Source organism: Rothia nasimurium (assembly GCF_014217215.1).
In the GTDB taxonomy this organism is placed as follows: Bacteria; Actinomycetota; Actinomycetes; order Actinomycetales; family Micrococcaceae; genus Rothia; species Rothia avistercoris.
Genome location: NZ_CP056080.1, coordinates 759,920 through 776,080, shown reverse-complemented (window position 1 = coordinate 776,080; position 16,161 = coordinate 759,920). Strand labels below are relative to the sequence as shown.

The window sequence follows — 16,161 nt, the reverse complement described above, 5'->3', positions numbered from 1 at the left end:
TTCTTGGAAATGAAACTGCCCACAAGCGACAAGGGAGACGCCCTTCATGGCAAAGATTATCTACACCCACACCGATGAGGCTCCGCTGCTGGCGACCTACTCCTTCCTGCCCATTCTTGAGGCTTACGCTTCAACCGCCGGTGTTGAGGTAGAAACCCGCGATATTTCACTTTCGGGCCGTATTCTGGCTCAGTTCAGCGATATTCTCCCTGCCGAGCAACAGGTAGCGGACGCCCTGACCGAGCTGGGCGAGCTGGCCAAGACCCCCGAAGCTAACATCATCAAGCTGCCTAACATCTCGGCGTCCGTGCCCCAGCTCAAGGCCGCTATCGCTGAGCTGCAGGAGAAGGGCTTCGCTATCCCCGATTACCCCGATGAGGTTGTGACCGAGCAGGATAAGGACGTCCGCGCCCGCTACGACCGCGTCAAGGGCTCAGCAGTGAACCCGGTTCTGCGCGAGGGCAACTCAGACCGCCGCGCTCCCCTGTCTGTTAAGAACTACGCCCGCAAGAACCCCCACTCCATGGGTGCCTGGTCAGCAGATTCCAAGACCAACGTCGCAACCATGGGTCACGACGACTTCTTCTCTAACGAGAAGTCCGTGATTATTGAGGCTGACGATACCCTGAAGATTCAGCATGTCGGTACCGACGGCACCGTGACCGTCCTGAAGGAATCTGTGCCCGTGCTGGCTGGCGAAATCGTCGACGGCACCTACATGAATGTGGCTGAACTCGACAAGTTCCTGGCTGAGCAGGTTGCCCGCGCCAAGGCTGAGGGTGTGCTCTTCTCTGTGCACCTGAAGGCCACCATGATGAAGGTTTCTGACCCCATCCTCTTCGGCCGCGTCGTGCGCGCCTACTTCTCCGAGCTTTTTGAGACCTACGGTGAGCAGCTGGATGCTGCCGGCCTGAACGGCAACAACGGCCTGGCCGCTATCATCTCCGGCATTGACACTCTGCCCGAGGATATCCGTGAGGACGTCCGCGAGCTCATCCACAAGGGCCTGCAGGAAGGCCCCGAGCTGGCCTACGTCAACTCTGACAAGGGCATCACCAATCTGCACGTTCCCTCAGACGTCATTGTGGACGCCTCCATGCCCGCTATGATTCGCACCTCCGGTCAGATGTGGGGCGAGTCAGGCCAGCAGGCTGACACCCTGGCCGTCCTCCCCGATTCCTCCTACGCTGGCGTCTACCAGACCGTCATCGAGGACTGCCGCGCCAACGGCGCCTACGACCCCACCACCATGGGTACCGTGCCCAACGTGGGTCTGATGGCGCAGAAGGCTGAGGAGTACGGTTCACACGATAAGACCTTCCAGCTTGAGGCGGACGGCAAGGTTCAGGTGGTGAACTCTGCAGGGGATGTGCTCATTGAACACGAGGTTTCTGCCGGTGATATCTGGCGCGCCTGCCAGACCAAGGACATCCCCGTTCAGGACTGGATCAAGCTGGCCGTCACCCGCGCCCGCGACTCCCAGACCCCCGCTGTCTTCTGGCTCGATAAGAACCGTGCGCACGACGCTAACCTAATTGCCAAGGTCGAGAAGTACCTGCCCGAGCACGACACCGAGGGCCTTGATATCCGTATTCTGGCTCCTGCCGAGGCAACCCAGTTCTCGATTGACCGTATCCGCAAGGGTGAAGACACCATTTCGGTGACCGGTAACGTGCTGCGTGACTACCTGACCGACCTCTTCCCCATCCTGGAACTGGGCACCTCAGCCAAGATGCTGTCCATTGTTCCGCTGATTAACGGCGGTGGCCTCTTCGAGACCGGTGCTGGTGGCTCTGCCCCCAAGCACGTTCAGCAGGTTCAGGAAGAGAACCACCTGCGCTGGGATTCCTTGGGTGAGTTCCTGGCCCTGGCGGCTTCCTTTGAGCACCTGGCAAAGACCACCGGCAATGCGTCTGCCCAGGTTCTGGCTGACACCCTGGATAAGGCGACCGGTACTTTCTTGAATGAGAATAAGTCACCGTCCCGCCGGGTGGGCGAGATTGATAACCGTGGTTCGCACTTCTACCTGGCTAAGTTCTGGGCTGAGGAGCTGGCTGCTCAGGGTGAGGACGCCGATTTGGCGGCTAAGTTCGCCCCGGTGGCTGAGGCTCTGGCTGCGAATGAGGAGAAGATTGTGGCTGAGCTGCTGGACGCCCAGGGCTCCCCCGCCGACCTAGGCGGCTACTACAAGCCCGAGGACGCCAAGGCATCAGCAGTAATGCGCCCCAGCGCCACGCTGAATGATGTAGTGGACGGGTTGAAGAAGTAGTATTCCTCCCTCCCTCCCAAAAAGGCTCCGTAGGTTTTACTACCTACGGAGCCTTTTTATGATCAGCTGTAATCTCAGCCAACACAGTCTGCTGTTTAGTCAGATATTTTTCACACGTTTGAATTATCAATCCAAAACCGCAACTTTACCTTGCCATCTGATGTGGTATGGGTATTCTCCAAAACACCACCAGCTCCCTCAATAGTACGACGGGAAGCCAGGTTGCTCTCATCACAGGTCACCAATACCTTACAAACTCCAGCTGCACGTAGACGATTTAAACTTAGTCTCAAAATTTTCCCGGCAAACCCTTGTCTTCGCTCGTCTGGAAGCACAGCATACCCAACGTGCCCGCCGACAACCATCAGAAAATCCGTCAACTCATACCGGATTGATGTCCTGCCCACAGTACGCCCCTCATACTCTGCAACTAGTAGCTCAGAACGCACGTATCCTTCCGGCATATCTTCACCCGAAGCTAACCGGCTATGCTTCTCAAGAACCGCAGGAAAATCCACAGGATCGCCCTGAAGAAAATCAAAGTTATCACGCTCCAAGAGAAGCTGATGCGCACGAGTCGCCTGCTCACAATCGGATAAAGCAAGAGGACGCAATATTAGATCTGGCATGGAACCCCCTCCAGATTGTAGGGAAATAAATGCATTTAGGCTACCAGTGCCTTATCCCCCTGCCCCGCGTCAATCACTGCAACAGCACGCGGTAGAGCGTGGGGGGGTCAAAACCCGGCTGTCAGAAGTCAAATCATCATAGGCAATATGGTTGAGCGTGCGAACCACAGGCGCCTGCACACCCGGTAAGTCAGCCTCAGTACCGCCCGTGCCCGCAGCCTCCCAGGGGTTCATTGCATCTACTATCAGCCCTCGAGCGGTCGAAAAGTCGAAGCTCGGCAAGGCGGTACGAGGTAAAGCAACAATCACCGCATCAGCGCTCAGCGCCTCATCAAAGTTCACCAAACGAGCCTCTGGCACCAGAGAACCCAGGATAATATCCAGAAGTGGTTTAGGACGAGCATAAATCAGCGTCTCATGGCTAGCAGCAACAGAAAGACGGGCAAGAGCCGTGCCAAGCTTACCGGCGCCAAGAATAGAAACCTTCATACCTACTACAATATTTTCTAAAGAAAATTTTATTCCTTGGGTTTATCAGTCTAACGATGGATTTTATCTGATACTTGAATAAAAAGATCGACTACAGATTTAGTCTGTAGCCGACTCCTTATCTATACTCTCGGTTAGCGGTTTTCAGCGGTAACGCAAGCAGTCAAGGGTTCAGGTGAAAGATGGCTTAAAGAAAAGATCTTTCCATCTCGCAACCCAAGCAGCTGGTGCTCCTCATTCCATAGAAGAACGGGGGCACCCGCGTCCTTTCTCTCACCCGATGCGTCGCGCACCTGGCCGTCCGTCGCGCCGAGGAACTCAAAGAGACGAGCAGAATCATGATTCCAGAAATTCCGGCTCTGCCCATTGATTTTCAGTTGCACGTGAGTACCACGAACAGCCATAATCGTAGCTTCCTGCCAGGTCATCTTCGAAGCATTGATGCCAACTGCCGGGACAATTCCATGCCCCGCCGAGTGCAAGATACACCGCTGCCGAGGCGCAGCATTGTCCTGCTGGCTAGCGTGTGAAGAACCTGAAGAAACTTTTGACGAAGCTGATGACTTAGAAAAAGAAAAGAATGAAACCACAGCGGGCCTCCTCATAATCGCGCTTTCACCGCACCTTTTGGTGGGCGACCGATTTTCCTTTGAGGGCACCGTCTGCGTCAGGCGGTTGCCAGCCAACAAGTCAAAGGGCTTATCGTTGGTCTTCTGAATCGTGGAAATCAATATACATCAATCTCACAGCGAAACGCAACACCCTCTATACGACATTCACTACTGAGACATCAGAAGGTAGTGTAGCCCTCAGCGCTCATCGTGACACCTCTGCCCGTTGCAGTATTGGAGCAGGTGAGAGCTTCTATCTCCGAAGTACACTCAACCGTTCCATACTGCACACTGGTGCCATACTCGAGCACCTGGGGAGGGTGCCCTTCTTGCTGGCCCATCATGAAGAACATGGCGTCCCCACGCGGAGCAATCTCGACCTCAGAAACATCATCCCCCAGGGCAAAGACCCAGCTTGAGCCAATCCCAGAATCATTAGAGTATTTACCCTCATCAAAATAAGACTTCACACCGCAAGCAGCGATACCATCGGCTGCCCAAATATCGCAACCAATATTGCCTGTAGGAGTAGTCAGAATACCGACTTTCCCATCAGCAGCGATCTGCTCAGATACAGGGTAAAAGCGAGTGAGCTCCACCCTATCATTTTGCACCTGGTTGGGTGATGATAACGATGATGTCGGCGAAGCTGCAGAAGTTGGAACGGCCGAAGTGTGAGCAGATGGGGAAGAGTTTTCTTCACCAGTGGAGGTAGCAGTCGATGAGGTCGTTGCCTGCTCAGAAATATCGGGTTCTCCCGAGCTTTCAGCCTGGGAGTCTGCACCGCAAGCAACCAGAGAAAGCGTGAGCACAGGTAGCAGTAAAAAAGAGCGAAGCTTCATTATTCCTCCTTGAATACAGCTTAAACCAAGAATACTTATTATTGAGCTGCCCTTCAAGGGAAATGTATTCGCAGCTACCCGGTAAAGTGGGAGCTACTGGTAAAGTTTGCCGCCCGATTCCTCCAGGTAGCAGGTGGGGCAGAGCGACTCGTAGCCCACATGCACGCCGTCAATGGCCACCTGGTCACCGGCAAAAACAAACTTTCCATCAACGGTACGGCCGTTAAAGAGCGCCTTCCGTCCGCACCGGCAAATAGTCTTCAGTTCCTCAAGGGTATGGGCGATCTCCAGCAGGCGGGCAGAACCGGGGAAGGCCCGCGTCCTAAAATCCGTACGAATGCCGTAACACATCACCGGCACGTTCTCCACCACCGCAATCCGCATCAGGTCATCCACCTGCTCAGCGGTCAGAAACTGGGCCTCATCCACCAGCAGGCAAGAGACCGGCAGGTGCCAGTGCATACGGTCATCATCAGCATTAGGCTCAGCAGCAGCGTGGAAGAGCTCGCGCACCGAGTCGTCCGCCCCCACCAAAAAATCAGCCTGGCGAGTCACGCCCAGGCGGGAAACAATCTCAGCATCGCCCTTGGTATCAACCTGCGGCTTAGCCAGCAGCACGCGCTGGCCCCGCTCCTCATAGTTATGGGCAGCCTGCAGCAGCGCAGTTGACTTACCCGAATTCATGGCACCAAAACGGAAATAGAGCTTAGCCACGCGGCCACACCTTTCAACCCAGAACACGTACAAGAGAACAAAACCAAACCACACCATTCTAGCCCGGCTCTCTCCCCCCTCCCCCGCTCACAGACGTCCGCGTCCCGACCAGACGACTTTGTACCACGCAGTGTCCAGAAATCAGTCTCAAAGTGGGCAGGGGCTGGTACAAACCGGAGTCAAAAGCAGCTAGACACACGAAAAAGGGAGGAGGGCCCCGGAAAACCCCGGTGCCCTCCCTGTTCCTCACAAGTAACTTACTTGCCTGAGACCTCGATGCCTGAGACGTCCACGTCCTTGAGCGGGATAGTCTTTGAACCGGTCACCAGCTTATGCGCCAGCCACACGCCAATAATGATGGGCAGGCCGATGTAGGCCGAGACAACCTCGAACCAGTGGCCAGCGAAGATAGCGTTGTAGTTCTGGCCAGCAATCACCAGCAGGCACATCAGCAGCGCAACGACAGGGCCAATGGGGAAGAGAGGGGCCTTGTAGGGCAGGTCGTTCACGTCGTTGCCCTGGGCAACGTAGGCGCGGCGGAAGCGGTAGTGGCAGATAGCCACGCCCACCCAGGTGATGAAGCCCGACAGGCCGGAGATGTTAATCAGCCAGGTGTAGGCAGAACCCTCGCCCACCACGGCAGAGACAAAGCCGAAGAGGCCGATAGCAGCAGTCATGAGCAGGGCGGGCATAGGAATACCGCGGGAGTTCACGCGGGCAAAAATCTTGGGAGCACGCCCTTCCAGAGCCAGGGCATAGAGCATACGGGATGAAACGTAGAGGCCCGAGTTACCGGCCGAGAGAATCGCGGTCAGAATGACGGCATTCATCACCGAAGCGGCAAAAGCAACACCCAGGTTCTCAAAGACCATGGTGAAGGGTGAGTAGGCGATGTCGGTGGCGTCCGCCCGCAGCAGGTTGGGGCTGGTGTAGGGAATCAGGGTGCCGATGATAGCGATAGCACCGATGTAGAAGAGCATAATGCGCCAGAAAACGCTCTTGAGGGCGCGGGGCACATCGCGGCGGGGGTTCTCAGATTCGCCAGCGGCAACACCGATCATCTCGGTGCCCTGGAAGGAGAAACCGGCGACCATGAAGATAGCCAGGATAGAGAGGAAGCCGCCCTTGAAGGGTGCTTCGCCGTCGGTCCAGTTAGCGAAACCGTTGTCGTAGTTGCCTAGGATACCGAAAATCATGGCGACACCGGCAATCAGGAAGACGATAACGGTGACCACCTTGATGGTAGCCAGCCAGAACTCTGATTCGCCGTAGGAGCGGGCCGAGAGCACGTTGATACCCAGAATGATGGCCAGGAAGACGCCTGCCCAGACCCAGCCGGGAACGTCCGGAAGCCAGTAGGACATAATGACGCCGGCTGCCACCAGCTCAGCAGCCACGGTAATGGCCCAGTTGAACCAATAGTTCCAGCCCATGGCGAAGCCGAAGGAGTCTGAGACGTAGCGGGAGGCGAAGGTCTGGAAGGAACCTGCAACGGGCAGGTTAGCTGCCATTTCACCCAGTGACTGCATGAGGAGCAGCACCATGATGCCGATGAGGGCGTAGGCCAGCAGGGCGCCGCCGGGGCCTGCCTCTGCGATGGTGGAGCCGGACGCGACGAACAGGCCGGTGCCGATGGCGCCGCCGATGGCGATCATGGAGAGGTGGCGGCTGGCGAGGCCGCGCTTGAGCTCTTCTTTGGTCTGCCCGGTGGGTGCAGACTGCGCTTCAGTAGACATAGTGTGCTGCTACTTTCGGTGGTAATGAGCCCCCAACAGTTTTGCTTAGGGGGCATAAGGCAAATTTCAGATTACCACCGCGAGCGCCCCGTACCCCCGGGTAGGCAGAGTGATTTAGCTCTGCTTATCTTCGTTGATGAAGGTGACGGACGCGCCGTGTTCGACGGTGCGGGAGACGGTGCAGTCTTTTTCGGCAGAGAGTTTGATCAGGCGGTCGACCATGGAGCGGGCTTTTTCGCCCTCTTCGGTGGCGGGAAAGCGCACGTTGAAGCTGACTTCGATGTCGTCGAGGCTGACGGCCTTGTTCTCGTCCACCTGGCGGATGCCCGATGAGTGCACGGTGAAGGTTTCGGGTTCTGATTTGCGGCCGGTGACCACATCGACGTCGATGGCGGAGCAGCCAGCGATAGCGGCTAGGAGCAGTTCGACGGGGGTGAGCAGGCCTTCGCCCTGGCCGAAGTCGAGGGTGTCGCCTTTGGCGTTGGTGGCGCGGTAGTGGCGGGAGGCGACCCGCTCGACGGTCACGGCGCGGTAGTTGGGGTCTTCGGTGCGGGTGGTCTTGTCGGTCATGGTTCTTCCTTACTGTGGGGTGGGGGTGCGGACGCCGGTACCCGGGTAACGGCGCCAGCACGGGTTTTATTTCTGAGGAGGCAAGCAGTTGCATACTGATCAGAAAATTGGAGTTCCTCTAGTTTTATCTAAGCTTATGGCTATGCACCACACCAGCCCAGATACAGGTCAGCTCTCAGCGCCTTCTACCCCTACCAACCTGCCGGGCCCCGCCAGCAGGGCGACGGCGTCCGCCCCTATTGCAGGAGAACACATCAGCCAGCTGCCCGGCGAGAGCGGCTTCAAGGAAGGCCTGCGCGTCGCTGGTGTTCTCTGCATCGGCTTTGTGGTCATGGGCATGGGGCTGGGCGTGCTGGTCGCTTCGGTGGGCCTGCCCTGGTGGGTTGCCCCTGCTCTCTCAGCTATTGTCTTTGCCGGGTCGGTGGAGTTCCTGCTGGTGGGCATGATTGCCGCCGCTGCGCCGCTGAGCCTAATTGCTTCCACGACCCTGCTGATGAATGCCCGGCACCTGGTTTACGGCATCTCCTATCCCCTGCAGAACGTCAAGGGAAACCTAGCTAAGGCCCTGGCTGTGTATATGCTCTGCGACGAGGCATACGCCCTGAATACCGCCCCGGGGTCGCAGAATTTTCGTAGCTCCCGCATCATGACGGTTTCTGTGGTGCTCTGGCTCTCCTGGTGGGGTGGTTCCACTCTGGGCGTGATTCTGGGAGCCACTTTCCTCTCCCATTTAGAGGGCGTTGACTTCGTGATGACCGGTATGTTCCTGGTGCTCTCTATCGACGCCTACCGGGCGGTCAAGGACCGGATCACAGCGTCCCTTGCGGTCGCCGCCTCGCTGACGGCCATCGTCCTCGCCCCGCATTCTATGCTGCTGGTGTCCCTGCTGACCCTGGTGGTCCTGCTCATGATCCGTCACCTTGCCGCCCAGCGTGCCACCACCCCCGCCAAGGAGGCTCCCCGTGCCTAGCACCGGTTACATTCTTTCCGCTATTTTCCTGGCCGCCGGCATCACCTTCGCCCTGCGCCTGATTCCCTTCGGTGTGAAGTCCGTGCTCAAGAGTTCAGCTCTGGTTGCTAACCTGGCAGCCTGGCTGCCCATGGGCGCCATCATCTGCCTAGGCTTCTACGTGATGGCAGAAATCGACTACTCTTCCCGCGAGACAGCCCTGCCCTACCTGGCAGGGGCTGTGGTAACTGTTGCTACCCACCTGTGGCGGAAGAACCTGGCGCTCTCCCTCATCGTGGGCACAGCAACCTGCGTGGTACTTGCTAACTGGGTGCTCTAGAGACAAATGGTAGGGGCGGGCATATCCTCGCCGATCGATCCTCTCGCAGGCTCGCAAGCTCGCGTGCGATTCACGCCAGCCCCATCCAATCGGCTTATGATATGCCCGCCCCTACCTAGCTGCGCCCAGCCCCTGCACACAGCGGTGGGTATATCCCTGAAAGCCTGCTGGCTTGGGGCTGGCATGAATCCCAGCGAGCGCCCCAGCGCGAGCTGGGAGAGGGTCAGCAGGCGGCAGGGATATACCCACCGCGTAAGTGATGTTGGTTTTAGAGAGCTGCGAGCGCGGCGTCGTAGTCGGGCTCGATGGTGATTTCGTCGACGAGCTGGGTGTAGACGATTTCGCCGGCGGCGTTGACAACGACAACGGAGCGGGCTAGCAGGCCGGCCAGGGGGCCGTCGGCCATGGTTACGCCGTAGTCTTCGCCGAAGGAGTCGCGGAAGGCTGAGGCTGAGACAACGTTTTCGATGCCTTCAGCGCCGCAGAAACGGCCCAGGGCGAAGGGCAGGTCCTTGGAGATGCACACGACGGTGGTGTTCTCGAGCTTGGATGCTTCTTCGTTGAATTTGCGGACGGAGGTGGCGCAGACGCCGGTGTCGATGGAGGGGAAGATGTTGAGGACCAGGTTCTTACCCTCGAATGAGTCTGAGCTGACTGCGTCAAGGTCGGTGCCCACCAGGGTGAATGCGGGTGCTGTGGAACCTACGGCGGGCAGGTCGCCTACGGTCTGTACGTCATTGCCTTCAAGATGTGTAGTAGCCATAGTTGTATTGTGGCGCAGGCAACCGGGGTGGTGCAAGGTGTTGCGCTGTGCGGGGAACCGTAGGTCTTAGCCGGGGTGGGCGGTTCGATAGACTGGTGTGCAGCTTATTTTCGCATTTTAGGGAGATTTCGTGTCCACTGCTCACGCCGCTGATTCCCATCAGACTATTCGTATTACGGGTGCCCGCAATAATAATCTCAAGAATGTTTCGGTTGAGATTCCTAAGCGCCGTCTGACGGTCTTTACCGGCGTGTCGGGGTCGGGTAAGTCCTCCTTGGCTTTTGGTGTGGTGGCAGCTGAGTCTCAGCGTCTTATTAATGAAACCTATTCGGCTTTTGTGCAGGGTTTTATGCCGCATCAGGATCGGCCCGATGTCGATGCGATTGAGGGGCTGACCAGCGCTATTATCGTCAATCAGGAGCGCCTGGGGGCTAACCCCCGCTCGACGGTGGGTACCGCAACCGATGCTCTGCCCATGCTCCGTATGCTCTTTGCCCGTGTGGGCACCCCGAATCTAGGCTCCCCCACCGCCTTTTCTTTCAACCAGGCAACCGTGCAGGGTACCGGGGCACGCAAGGTGGGCGATGGCAAGGCCGAACACGTTACTTTCTCCCGTACCGGCGGTATGTGCAACCGCTGTGAGGGTCTGGGCCGTACCAGCCAGAATGACCTGACTGAGCTCTTTGATGAGAACCTGACTATGGAGGATGAGAGCTTCTTCAAGGTTCCAGGTTTCTCCACCAGTGGCTGGTCCGCCCGCCTCTACAAGGAGTCGGGTCTCTACCCCACCGATATTCCGGTCAAGGATTTCACCGAGCAGCAGCGCGCCGATTTCCTGTATAAAGAGCCCACCAAGATGAAAATTGCGGGTATCAACATGACCTATGAGGGTCTGGTGCCCCGCATCGAGAAGTCTATGCTCTCCAAGGATAAGGAGGGTATGCAGGCCCATATTCGCGCTTTTGTTGACCGGGCGGTCACTTTTGTCCCCTGCCCTGACTGCGGCGGCACCCGCCTGTCACAGGCTGCCTTGGCATCCAAGGTCAACGGGGTGAACATTGCTGAGCTCTGCGACATGCAGGTGACCGACCTGCTCACCTGGGTGCGGGAGCAGGACATCCCCGAGGTCGCTCCCCTACTCGCTGCGCTGGAGCACCTGCTCGACTCTATGGTCACCATCGGCCTGGGCTACATTGCCCTCTCCCGCTCTGCCTCCTCGCTCTCAGGTGGTGAGGCCCAGCGCGCCAAGATGGTACGCCACCTGGGTTCCCCGCTCACCGACGTCACCTATGTCTTTGACGAGCCCACTGCGGGCCTGCACCCCCACGACGTCACCAAGATGAACGAGCTTCTGCTGCGCCTGCGCGACCGCGGCAACACCGTGCTGGTGGTAGAGCATAAGCCTGAGACCATCGCCATTGCCGACCATATTATCGATATGGGCCCGGCCGCCGGGGGCGCCGGTGGCACCGTGGTCTACGCTGGGGCCTTCGAGGGGCTCAAGCAGGCAGATACCGTCACCTCCCGCCATTTCTACGATCGGCAGGGACTTAAGGACACCGTCCGCCCGGCTACCGGGGCCCTGCAGGTTGCTCACGCAACCCGCAACAACCTCAAAAATGTCTCGGTGGCCGTGCCCACCGGCGTCCTGACCACCTTCACCGGCGTTGCCGGGTCTGGTAAATCCTCCCTGATTACCGAGCTCCTCGAGCAGCAGGCAGATAGCGAAGAGCGCATCATCTACATCGACCAGGCCCCTATCAAGGGCTCGCGCCGTTCCAACCCGGCTACCTACACAGGCCTGCTCGAACCTATCCGCAAGGCCTTCGCCAAGGCCAACGGGGTCAAGCCCGCCCTCTTCTCCGCCAACTCTGAAGGCGCTTGCCCCGAGTGTAAGGGCACCGGCGTGATTGAAACCCAGCTGGGCTTCATGGAAAAATCCACCGCCATCTGTGAGGCATGCGAGGGCAAACGCTTCTCCCCCGGCGTGCTCGAATACCGCCTGGGCAACAAGAACATCAGCGATGTTCTGGCCCTCTCTGCTGCCGATGCCCTCACCTTCTTCAGTGCCAAAGACACCAAACTGGCCGCCGCCACCAAAATCCTGCAGCGTCTCGTCGATGTGGGCCTGGGCTACATCACCCTCGGCCAGCCCCTCTCCACCCTCTCCGGCGGCGAGCGCCAGCGCATCAAACTCGCCACCCACATGGCAGAACCCGGCGGAATCTACATCTTCGACGAACCCACCACCGGCCTGCACCTGGCCGACATTCAGCAGTTCCTTACTCTGCTCGATCAGCTGGTTGACGCCGGAACCACCGTGCTCTGCATCGAACACCACCAGGCAGTCATCGCCCATTCTGACCACATTATTGACGTTGGCCCCGAGGCCGGCCACGGTGGCGGTACAATCGTGTTTGAGGGCACACCTGCACAGCTTGCTGCCGCAGGCACCCTCACTGGGGAGCACCTAGCTGCCTACCTAGCGTCCTAGGTTTCCCTGCGCTCCATCAATTTATTCGTTATCCTGACGGATTCAGGACAGTGCCCAACATTTAGTAACCACACCATCACCTAAAGTTAAACTGTGCCAAAACTCATCAACCACGAAGAACGAAAACAAGAAATCGCCCAGGCGGTCTGGGCGGTGCTAGCCCGTGAAGGTGTCCGCGGTGTCTCGGTGCGTACCGTAGCTGCTGAAGCCGGTATACCCACCGGCTCGCTACGCCATGTCTTCCCTTCTCATGAAGAGATGATGCAGTTTTCTCTTGATTATGTAGGCAAGCGTTTCATTCGTACCCTGACCAGCCGTACCTTTAACTACGAGCTGATCTACAGTCTCGAAGAGATCTTCACGGAGCTCTCCCCCGTTTCTGAGGATGGCAAGCTCTTCATCACGGTAGTGGCAGGCATGCTGGCCGATGCCTCAACAATCCCCGGCATCGCCAAAATCCTACAGTCCCATGAGCAGGACTTCCTCTATGCCTACGGCTTCCTGCTCAGCCAGCTACGAGCTCAGGGATTTGTACGTGACGATATCGATATCAACCTCGAAGTTGAAAAGCTTGTAGCTCTACTGTGGGGCATCAACTGCCTCTATCTGCTCACCGATGGCGAGGCAAGCGACGAAGAGCTTATGGCCCCCATACTCACCCACTTCGAGACCCTGCTTGAAATCTTCACCTACCCTAAGGATCAGGGTCTCGACTACTTCAGTCAGGAGTTCTTCAGTGCCCAAACTCATTGACCACGATGAACGTAAGAAGGTTATCTCACAGGCGGTCTGGAAGCTTCTTAACGAGCGCGGCGTCAGCGCTATCACCATTCGCAACGTAGCTGCCGAGGCCGGTATTTCGACGGGCTCTCTACGCCACTCTTTTGATAGCCGCGTGGAGCTGGTTACCTATGCTCTTGAGCTCATTGGCTTAGAGACTGAAGCTAGTATGCGGGCGGTCGATGTCCAGGGGCAAGACGTACTCAATACAGTGAAAATTCTCGAGCGCTTTATCCCGCTCACCCCGCGTACTCGTGCGGTGTCCCTTATTACTCTGGGCATGCTGGCTGAGCTGCGTTCTACCCCCGAAATTAAGGATATTTCGACTGCCAGCCTGGAACGTATCCGCGCCTTCTTCTACGATATGCTGGTGCACCTCGACGAGGCAGGGCAGCTTAAGGCAGGAACCGATATCAAGGTGCAGGCTAACCAGCTGACCATGCTCAGCTACGGTCTGACCACCAAAGCTATTATCGGCGGTAAGGGATCAGACCCCGTCCACCTTAGCTACATCTTCCGTTCCAGTATTAATGAATTGCTCGTACACCCTGTACCCTACGCAACCCAGGAAGATATCGACGATTTCGTTGCCCTCTCTGAGGGCGTCGGTGAGCTCGCTACTCCTGAAGAGAGCACAGAGGAAGACTAGAAGCGAAACAAACTTATAGCGAAGTTGCTTAATTAAATACAGCAGCGGGCGGAACCAGAACCGGTTCCGCCCGCTGCTCCTTTGGCTTCTTTGGTGTGCCTACTACCAGGCAAAGCCGATAGAATCCTCAATTTTCTTCACGAAGTCAGGGTTGGCGTCGTCCACTAAGATAGCGGCGTGCATCAGCTCGTGCCCGTTATCCAGAGTAAAGATGTAGCCGGGAGCATTACTCGAAGCGAAGCGTACCTCTGAACGGATGACGTTCACGCCGTCCTCGCGGGTGTAGTTGATGGTCTCAACGGTCTCATTGATAGACCAGGCCGGGGTAAGGCGGGCGACGGTTTCTTTCTCCATCTCTTCGGCGCTACGCCCCTGCTCATCGTTATAGGGGGTGCCTACCATGAAACGACCCGCAGCATCGTCAGCACTACGGTAGTGGGTGTACTGGTAGATGAAAATTTCTGCCTGGGATGGGGTGGCATCCTGTACATAGTCCTGGGGTACGAAGAAGGTAACGCCGTTCTCGGCAAAGACGGTGCCCGGGAAAGGATCCTCGGGGGTCGGCGCAGGAGTCGGTTCCTCGGTGGTGGGTTCGGGGGTCGGCTCAGGAGTGGGCGTTACGGTGGTTGCCTCAATGGTGGGGGTAGGGCTGGGCGATGCTGAACTAGGACTTGCCGAAGCGGTCTGCGGGTCAACGCGGGTAATAGCTTCTTCCTGCTGGCAGGCGGTGAGGGTTAGCAGGGCAAGGCTAGTGAACAGGACGACTGATTTTCTGGTCATGTTTCCTTCACAGGGTAAGGCGTGGTATGCGGCTTTAATTCTAAAGACCGCAGTAGCACCTGCCCAGTGAAAACCGGAAAATGTGGGCAAGATACCGCACCCCTCCCTGCGCGTTTGCTGCCTGTTCGCTGGGAGGGATGGCGGGCGTCCGCCCCTGAGAAACTAGGACGCCTGCGCCCGGCCTGCCAGCGCTCTCTTGGCCTTGGGGTAGAGCAGGGCAATCATGAGAATGCCCAGCAGAATCACCGGAATGTGGCTTGCCATAGCCCAGCGGAATGCCTCAAAGGTATAGGTTTCGGGGGTGCCGGCGCCGAGGCTGTCAAGAATCAGGCCGATCAGGAACACGATGGTGAGGGCTCCTACGAAGCCTCCCATGTTGGCGATGCCCGTGGCTAGACCGCGCTGGTGTTGGGGTACGTGCGAACGCACCACCTCAAAAGCTGCCATGGACACCGGGCCATTGATACCCAGGGTGATAGCCGCAGCATACACCAGGGCAGTGGGGGCAATTCCGGGCCAGAAGAAAATCAGGGACCACAGGCTGAGGTTGAGCAGGCTGCTACCCACCGCAATGTGCACCCGGTGGGGAGAAAAGCGGGAGAGAATCGAGCCGGTGAAGAACCCGGCAATGACGATGGAGGCCACCACTGTGCTGACGATGCTCGAGGCCAGGGCTTGGGTGTAGCCCAGACCCCCGGTCAGGAAGGGCATGCCCCACAGCAGCATGATGGAGAAAATCATGGAGGCCGTCACGTAGTGCACCCAAAAGGCCAGGCGCACTCCCGGGTAGGCCAACACCTGCCTGATCGATGCCGTAAAACCTGGGCCCGAGGCCGGGGGAAGCACGGGCAAAGAGTCAGTGACGGGGTAAGGGTGGTCGATGCGGACCCGGTTGGCTTCTTCCTGGTCAGGGAGCGGACGCCGGACGGACGCGCTCCCCCGTCCGCGCCGGGCTCGGCGGCCCAGCCCCTGGGCTACGGTAGCCTTGCCGGGAGCTGGCCTGAGCGTGAATAGGGCCAGGAGCAGAAGGCAAAAACCGATAGCTGCGAGAATGGTAAAGCCGCCCTTCCAGCCCAGGGCGCCCACCAGGGTGACCAGGGGTGTGACGGCAATCAGCTGACCCATCTGGCCCATATTGGCGCTAATTTGGTTGACCACCGGAATCTGTTTAGGGGTAAACCAGTCTGAGATCAGGCGAATCAAGCTGACGAAGATACAGGCGTCCCCGCTGCCCACCAGCACACGCGCCAGCAGGGCCAGGGGCACGATCTCGCTCTGGGCCAGGAGAAACTGGCCAGCCGTCATGAGGGTCAGGCCACCGGCAATCAGCACCGGCGCCCCCTTACGGTCAAGCAGGGCGCCCACCGGCACCTGCCAGCTGGCGTAGACCACCAGCTGCAGCATGATGAAAAGGGAAATAGCTGTAGCCTCTACCCCAAAGTGGGTTTGGGCAGTGGCCCCCAGTGCCGAGAAGGAGCTGCGGTTGATGATTGAGAAGACGTAGGCGGCGATAGCCACCGCCCACACTAGCCATTTCATAAGTGGG

At 58.0% G+C, this 16,161-nt stretch carries 16 protein-coding genes and 1 riboswitch; of the genes, 6 read left to right on the top strand and 10 right to left on the bottom strand.

Annotated elements, in window-relative coordinates; genetic code table 11:
• The first annotated feature begins 46 nt into the window (after positions 1–46).
• Complete coding sequence (locus HWU94_RS03710) at positions 47–2,269, top strand: NADP-dependent isocitrate dehydrogenase (protein ID WP_185174357.1); 2,223 nt, start codon at positions 47–49, stop codon at positions 2,267–2,269.
• 110 nt (positions 2,270–2,379) lie between these two features.
• On the opposite strand, the gene HWU94_RS03705 is transcribed toward HWU94_RS03710, so the two are convergent.
• The 7 genes from HWU94_RS03705 to HWU94_RS03675 form a co-directional block, all read right to left on the bottom strand.
• A complete protein-coding gene (locus HWU94_RS03705; RefSeq protein WP_185174356.1) occupies positions 2,380–2,898 on the bottom strand; it encodes a GNAT family N-acetyltransferase in 519 nt (172 codons plus the stop codon).
• Between the two features lie 69 nt (positions 2,899–2,967).
• On the bottom strand, positions 2,968–3,387 hold the full coding sequence (locus HWU94_RS03700; RefSeq protein WP_185174355.1) for an NAD(P)-binding domain-containing protein: 420 nt from the start codon (positions 3,385–3,387) through the stop codon (positions 2,968–2,970).
• Between the two features lie 134 nt (positions 3,388–3,521).
• Positions 3,522–3,977 (bottom strand): hypothetical protein, encoded by a 456-nt coding sequence (locus HWU94_RS03695; protein ID WP_185174354.1) that lies wholly within the window; start codon positions 3,975–3,977, stop codon positions 3,522–3,524.
• Between the two features lie 14 nt (positions 3,978–3,991).
• Positions 3,992–4,107: riboswitch (SAM riboswitch) on the bottom strand.
• Positions 4,108–4,177: 70 nt separating this feature from the next.
• Positions 4,178–4,840, bottom strand: coding sequence for a hypothetical protein (locus HWU94_RS03690; protein ID WP_185174353.1), 663 nt, complete (start codon positions 4,838–4,840; stop codon positions 4,178–4,180).
• Between the two features lie 93 nt (positions 4,841–4,933).
• Complete coding sequence (locus HWU94_RS03685) at positions 4,934–5,554, bottom strand: thymidine kinase (RefSeq protein WP_185174352.1); 621 nt, start codon at positions 5,552–5,554, stop codon at positions 4,934–4,936.
• A 257-nt stretch (positions 5,555–5,811) separates the two neighbouring features.
• On the bottom strand, positions 5,812–7,290 hold the full coding sequence (locus tag HWU94_RS03680) for an amino acid permease (protein ID WP_185174351.1): 1,479 nt from the start codon (positions 7,288–7,290) through the stop codon (positions 5,812–5,814).
• Positions 7,291–7,404: 114 nt separating this feature from the next.
• Entirely contained in the window at positions 7,405–7,860 is a 456-nt protein-coding gene (locus tag HWU94_RS03675) for an OsmC family protein (RefSeq protein ID WP_185174350.1), read from the bottom strand.
• A gap of 142 nt (positions 7,861–8,002) precedes the next feature.
• On the opposite strand from HWU94_RS03675, the gene HWU94_RS03670 reads away from it, so the two are divergent.
• A complete protein-coding gene (locus HWU94_RS03670; protein ID WP_185174751.1) occupies positions 8,003–8,830 on the top strand; it encodes an AzlC family ABC transporter permease in 828 nt (275 codons plus the stop codon).
• Entirely contained in the window at positions 8,823–9,149 is a 327-nt protein-coding gene (locus tag HWU94_RS03665) for a branched-chain amino acid transporter permease (RefSeq protein WP_185174349.1), read from the top strand. The genes HWU94_RS03670 and HWU94_RS03665 overlap by 8 nt, the downstream gene beginning before the upstream one ends.
• A gap of 268 nt (positions 9,150–9,417) precedes the next feature.
• Here the strand turns inward: HWU94_RS03665 and tpx are convergent, their stop codons facing one another.
• Positions 9,418–9,912: a thiol peroxidase gene (gene tpx, locus HWU94_RS03660; RefSeq protein WP_185174348.1), complete on the bottom strand. Its 495-nt coding sequence runs from the start codon at positions 9,910–9,912 to the stop codon at positions 9,418–9,420.
• A 130-nt stretch (positions 9,913–10,042) separates the two neighbouring features.
• Here tpx and HWU94_RS03655 point away from each other — a divergent pair, with 130 nt between their 5' ends.
• The 3 genes from HWU94_RS03655 to HWU94_RS03645 all read left to right on the top strand — a co-directional run bounded on the left by HWU94_RS03655 (position 10,043) and on the right by HWU94_RS03645 (position 13,835).
• Positions 10,043–12,406, top strand: a complete 2,364-nt coding sequence (locus HWU94_RS03655) for an excinuclease ABC subunit UvrA (RefSeq protein WP_185174347.1) — start codon at positions 10,043–10,045, stop codon at positions 12,404–12,406.
• A gap of 93 nt (positions 12,407–12,499) precedes the next feature.
• Entirely contained in the window at positions 12,500–13,159 is a 660-nt protein-coding gene (locus tag HWU94_RS03650; protein WP_185174346.1) for a TetR/AcrR family transcriptional regulator, read from the top strand.
• Positions 13,143–13,835 carry a TetR/AcrR family transcriptional regulator gene (locus HWU94_RS03645; protein WP_185174345.1) on the top strand — a complete coding sequence of 231 codons (693 nt, stop codon included), beginning with the start codon at positions 13,143–13,145 and terminating at the stop codon, positions 13,833–13,835. The genes HWU94_RS03650 and HWU94_RS03645 overlap by 17 nt, the downstream gene beginning before the upstream one ends.
• Positions 13,836–13,937: 102 nt before the next feature.
• Here HWU94_RS03645 and HWU94_RS03640 read toward each other — a convergent pair whose 3' ends face one another.
• Together HWU94_RS03640 and HWU94_RS03635 are read right to left on the bottom strand one after the other, a co-directional pair.
• Positions 13,938–14,615, bottom strand: coding sequence for a hypothetical protein (locus HWU94_RS03640; protein WP_185174344.1), 678 nt, complete (start codon positions 14,613–14,615; stop codon positions 13,938–13,940).
• A gap of 162 nt (positions 14,616–14,777) precedes the next feature.
• Positions 14,778–16,154 carry a nitrate/nitrite transporter gene (locus HWU94_RS03635; RefSeq protein ID WP_185174343.1) on the bottom strand — a complete coding sequence of 459 codons (1,377 nt, stop codon included), beginning with the start codon at positions 16,152–16,154 and terminating at the stop codon, positions 14,778–14,780.
• Positions 16,155–16,161 lie beyond the last annotated feature (7 nt).

Excerpts from the sequence above, each read along its gene's own strand:
- HWU94_RS03710 (WP_185174357.1), top strand. The coding sequence starts at position 47 with ATGGCAAAGATTATCTACACCCACACCGATGAGGCTCCGCTGCTGGCG.
- HWU94_RS03705 (WP_185174356.1), bottom strand. The coding sequence starts at position 2,898 with ATGCCAGATCTAATATTGCGTCCTCTTGCTTTATCCGATTGTGAGCAG.
- HWU94_RS03700 (WP_185174355.1), bottom strand. The coding sequence starts at position 3,387 with ATGAAGGTTTCTATTCTTGGCGCCGGTAAGCTTGGCACGGCTCTTGCC.
- HWU94_RS03690 (WP_185174353.1), bottom strand. The coding sequence starts at position 4,840 with ATGAAGCTTCGCTCTTTTTTACTGCTACCTGTGCTCACGCTTTCTCTG.
- HWU94_RS03680 (WP_185174351.1), bottom strand. The coding sequence starts at position 7,290 with ATGTCTACTGAAGCGCAGTCTGCACCCACCGGGCAGACCAAAGAAGAG.
- HWU94_RS03675 (WP_185174350.1), bottom strand. The coding sequence starts at position 7,860 with ATGACCGACAAGACCACCCGCACCGAAGACCCCAACTACCGCGCCGTG.
- HWU94_RS03670 (WP_185174751.1), top strand. The coding sequence starts at position 8,003 with ATGCACCACACCAGCCCAGATACAGGTCAGCTCTCAGCGCCTTCTACC.
- tpx (WP_185174348.1), bottom strand. The coding sequence starts at position 9,912 with ATGGCTACTACACATCTTGAAGGCAATGACGTACAGACCGTAGGCGAC.
- HWU94_RS03640 (WP_185174344.1), bottom strand. The coding sequence starts at position 14,615 with ATGACCAGAAAATCAGTCGTCCTGTTCACTAGCCTTGCCCTGCTAACC.
- HWU94_RS03635 (WP_185174343.1), bottom strand. The coding sequence starts at position 16,154 with ATGAAATGGCTAGTGTGGGCGGTGGCTATCGCCGCCTACGTCTTCTCA.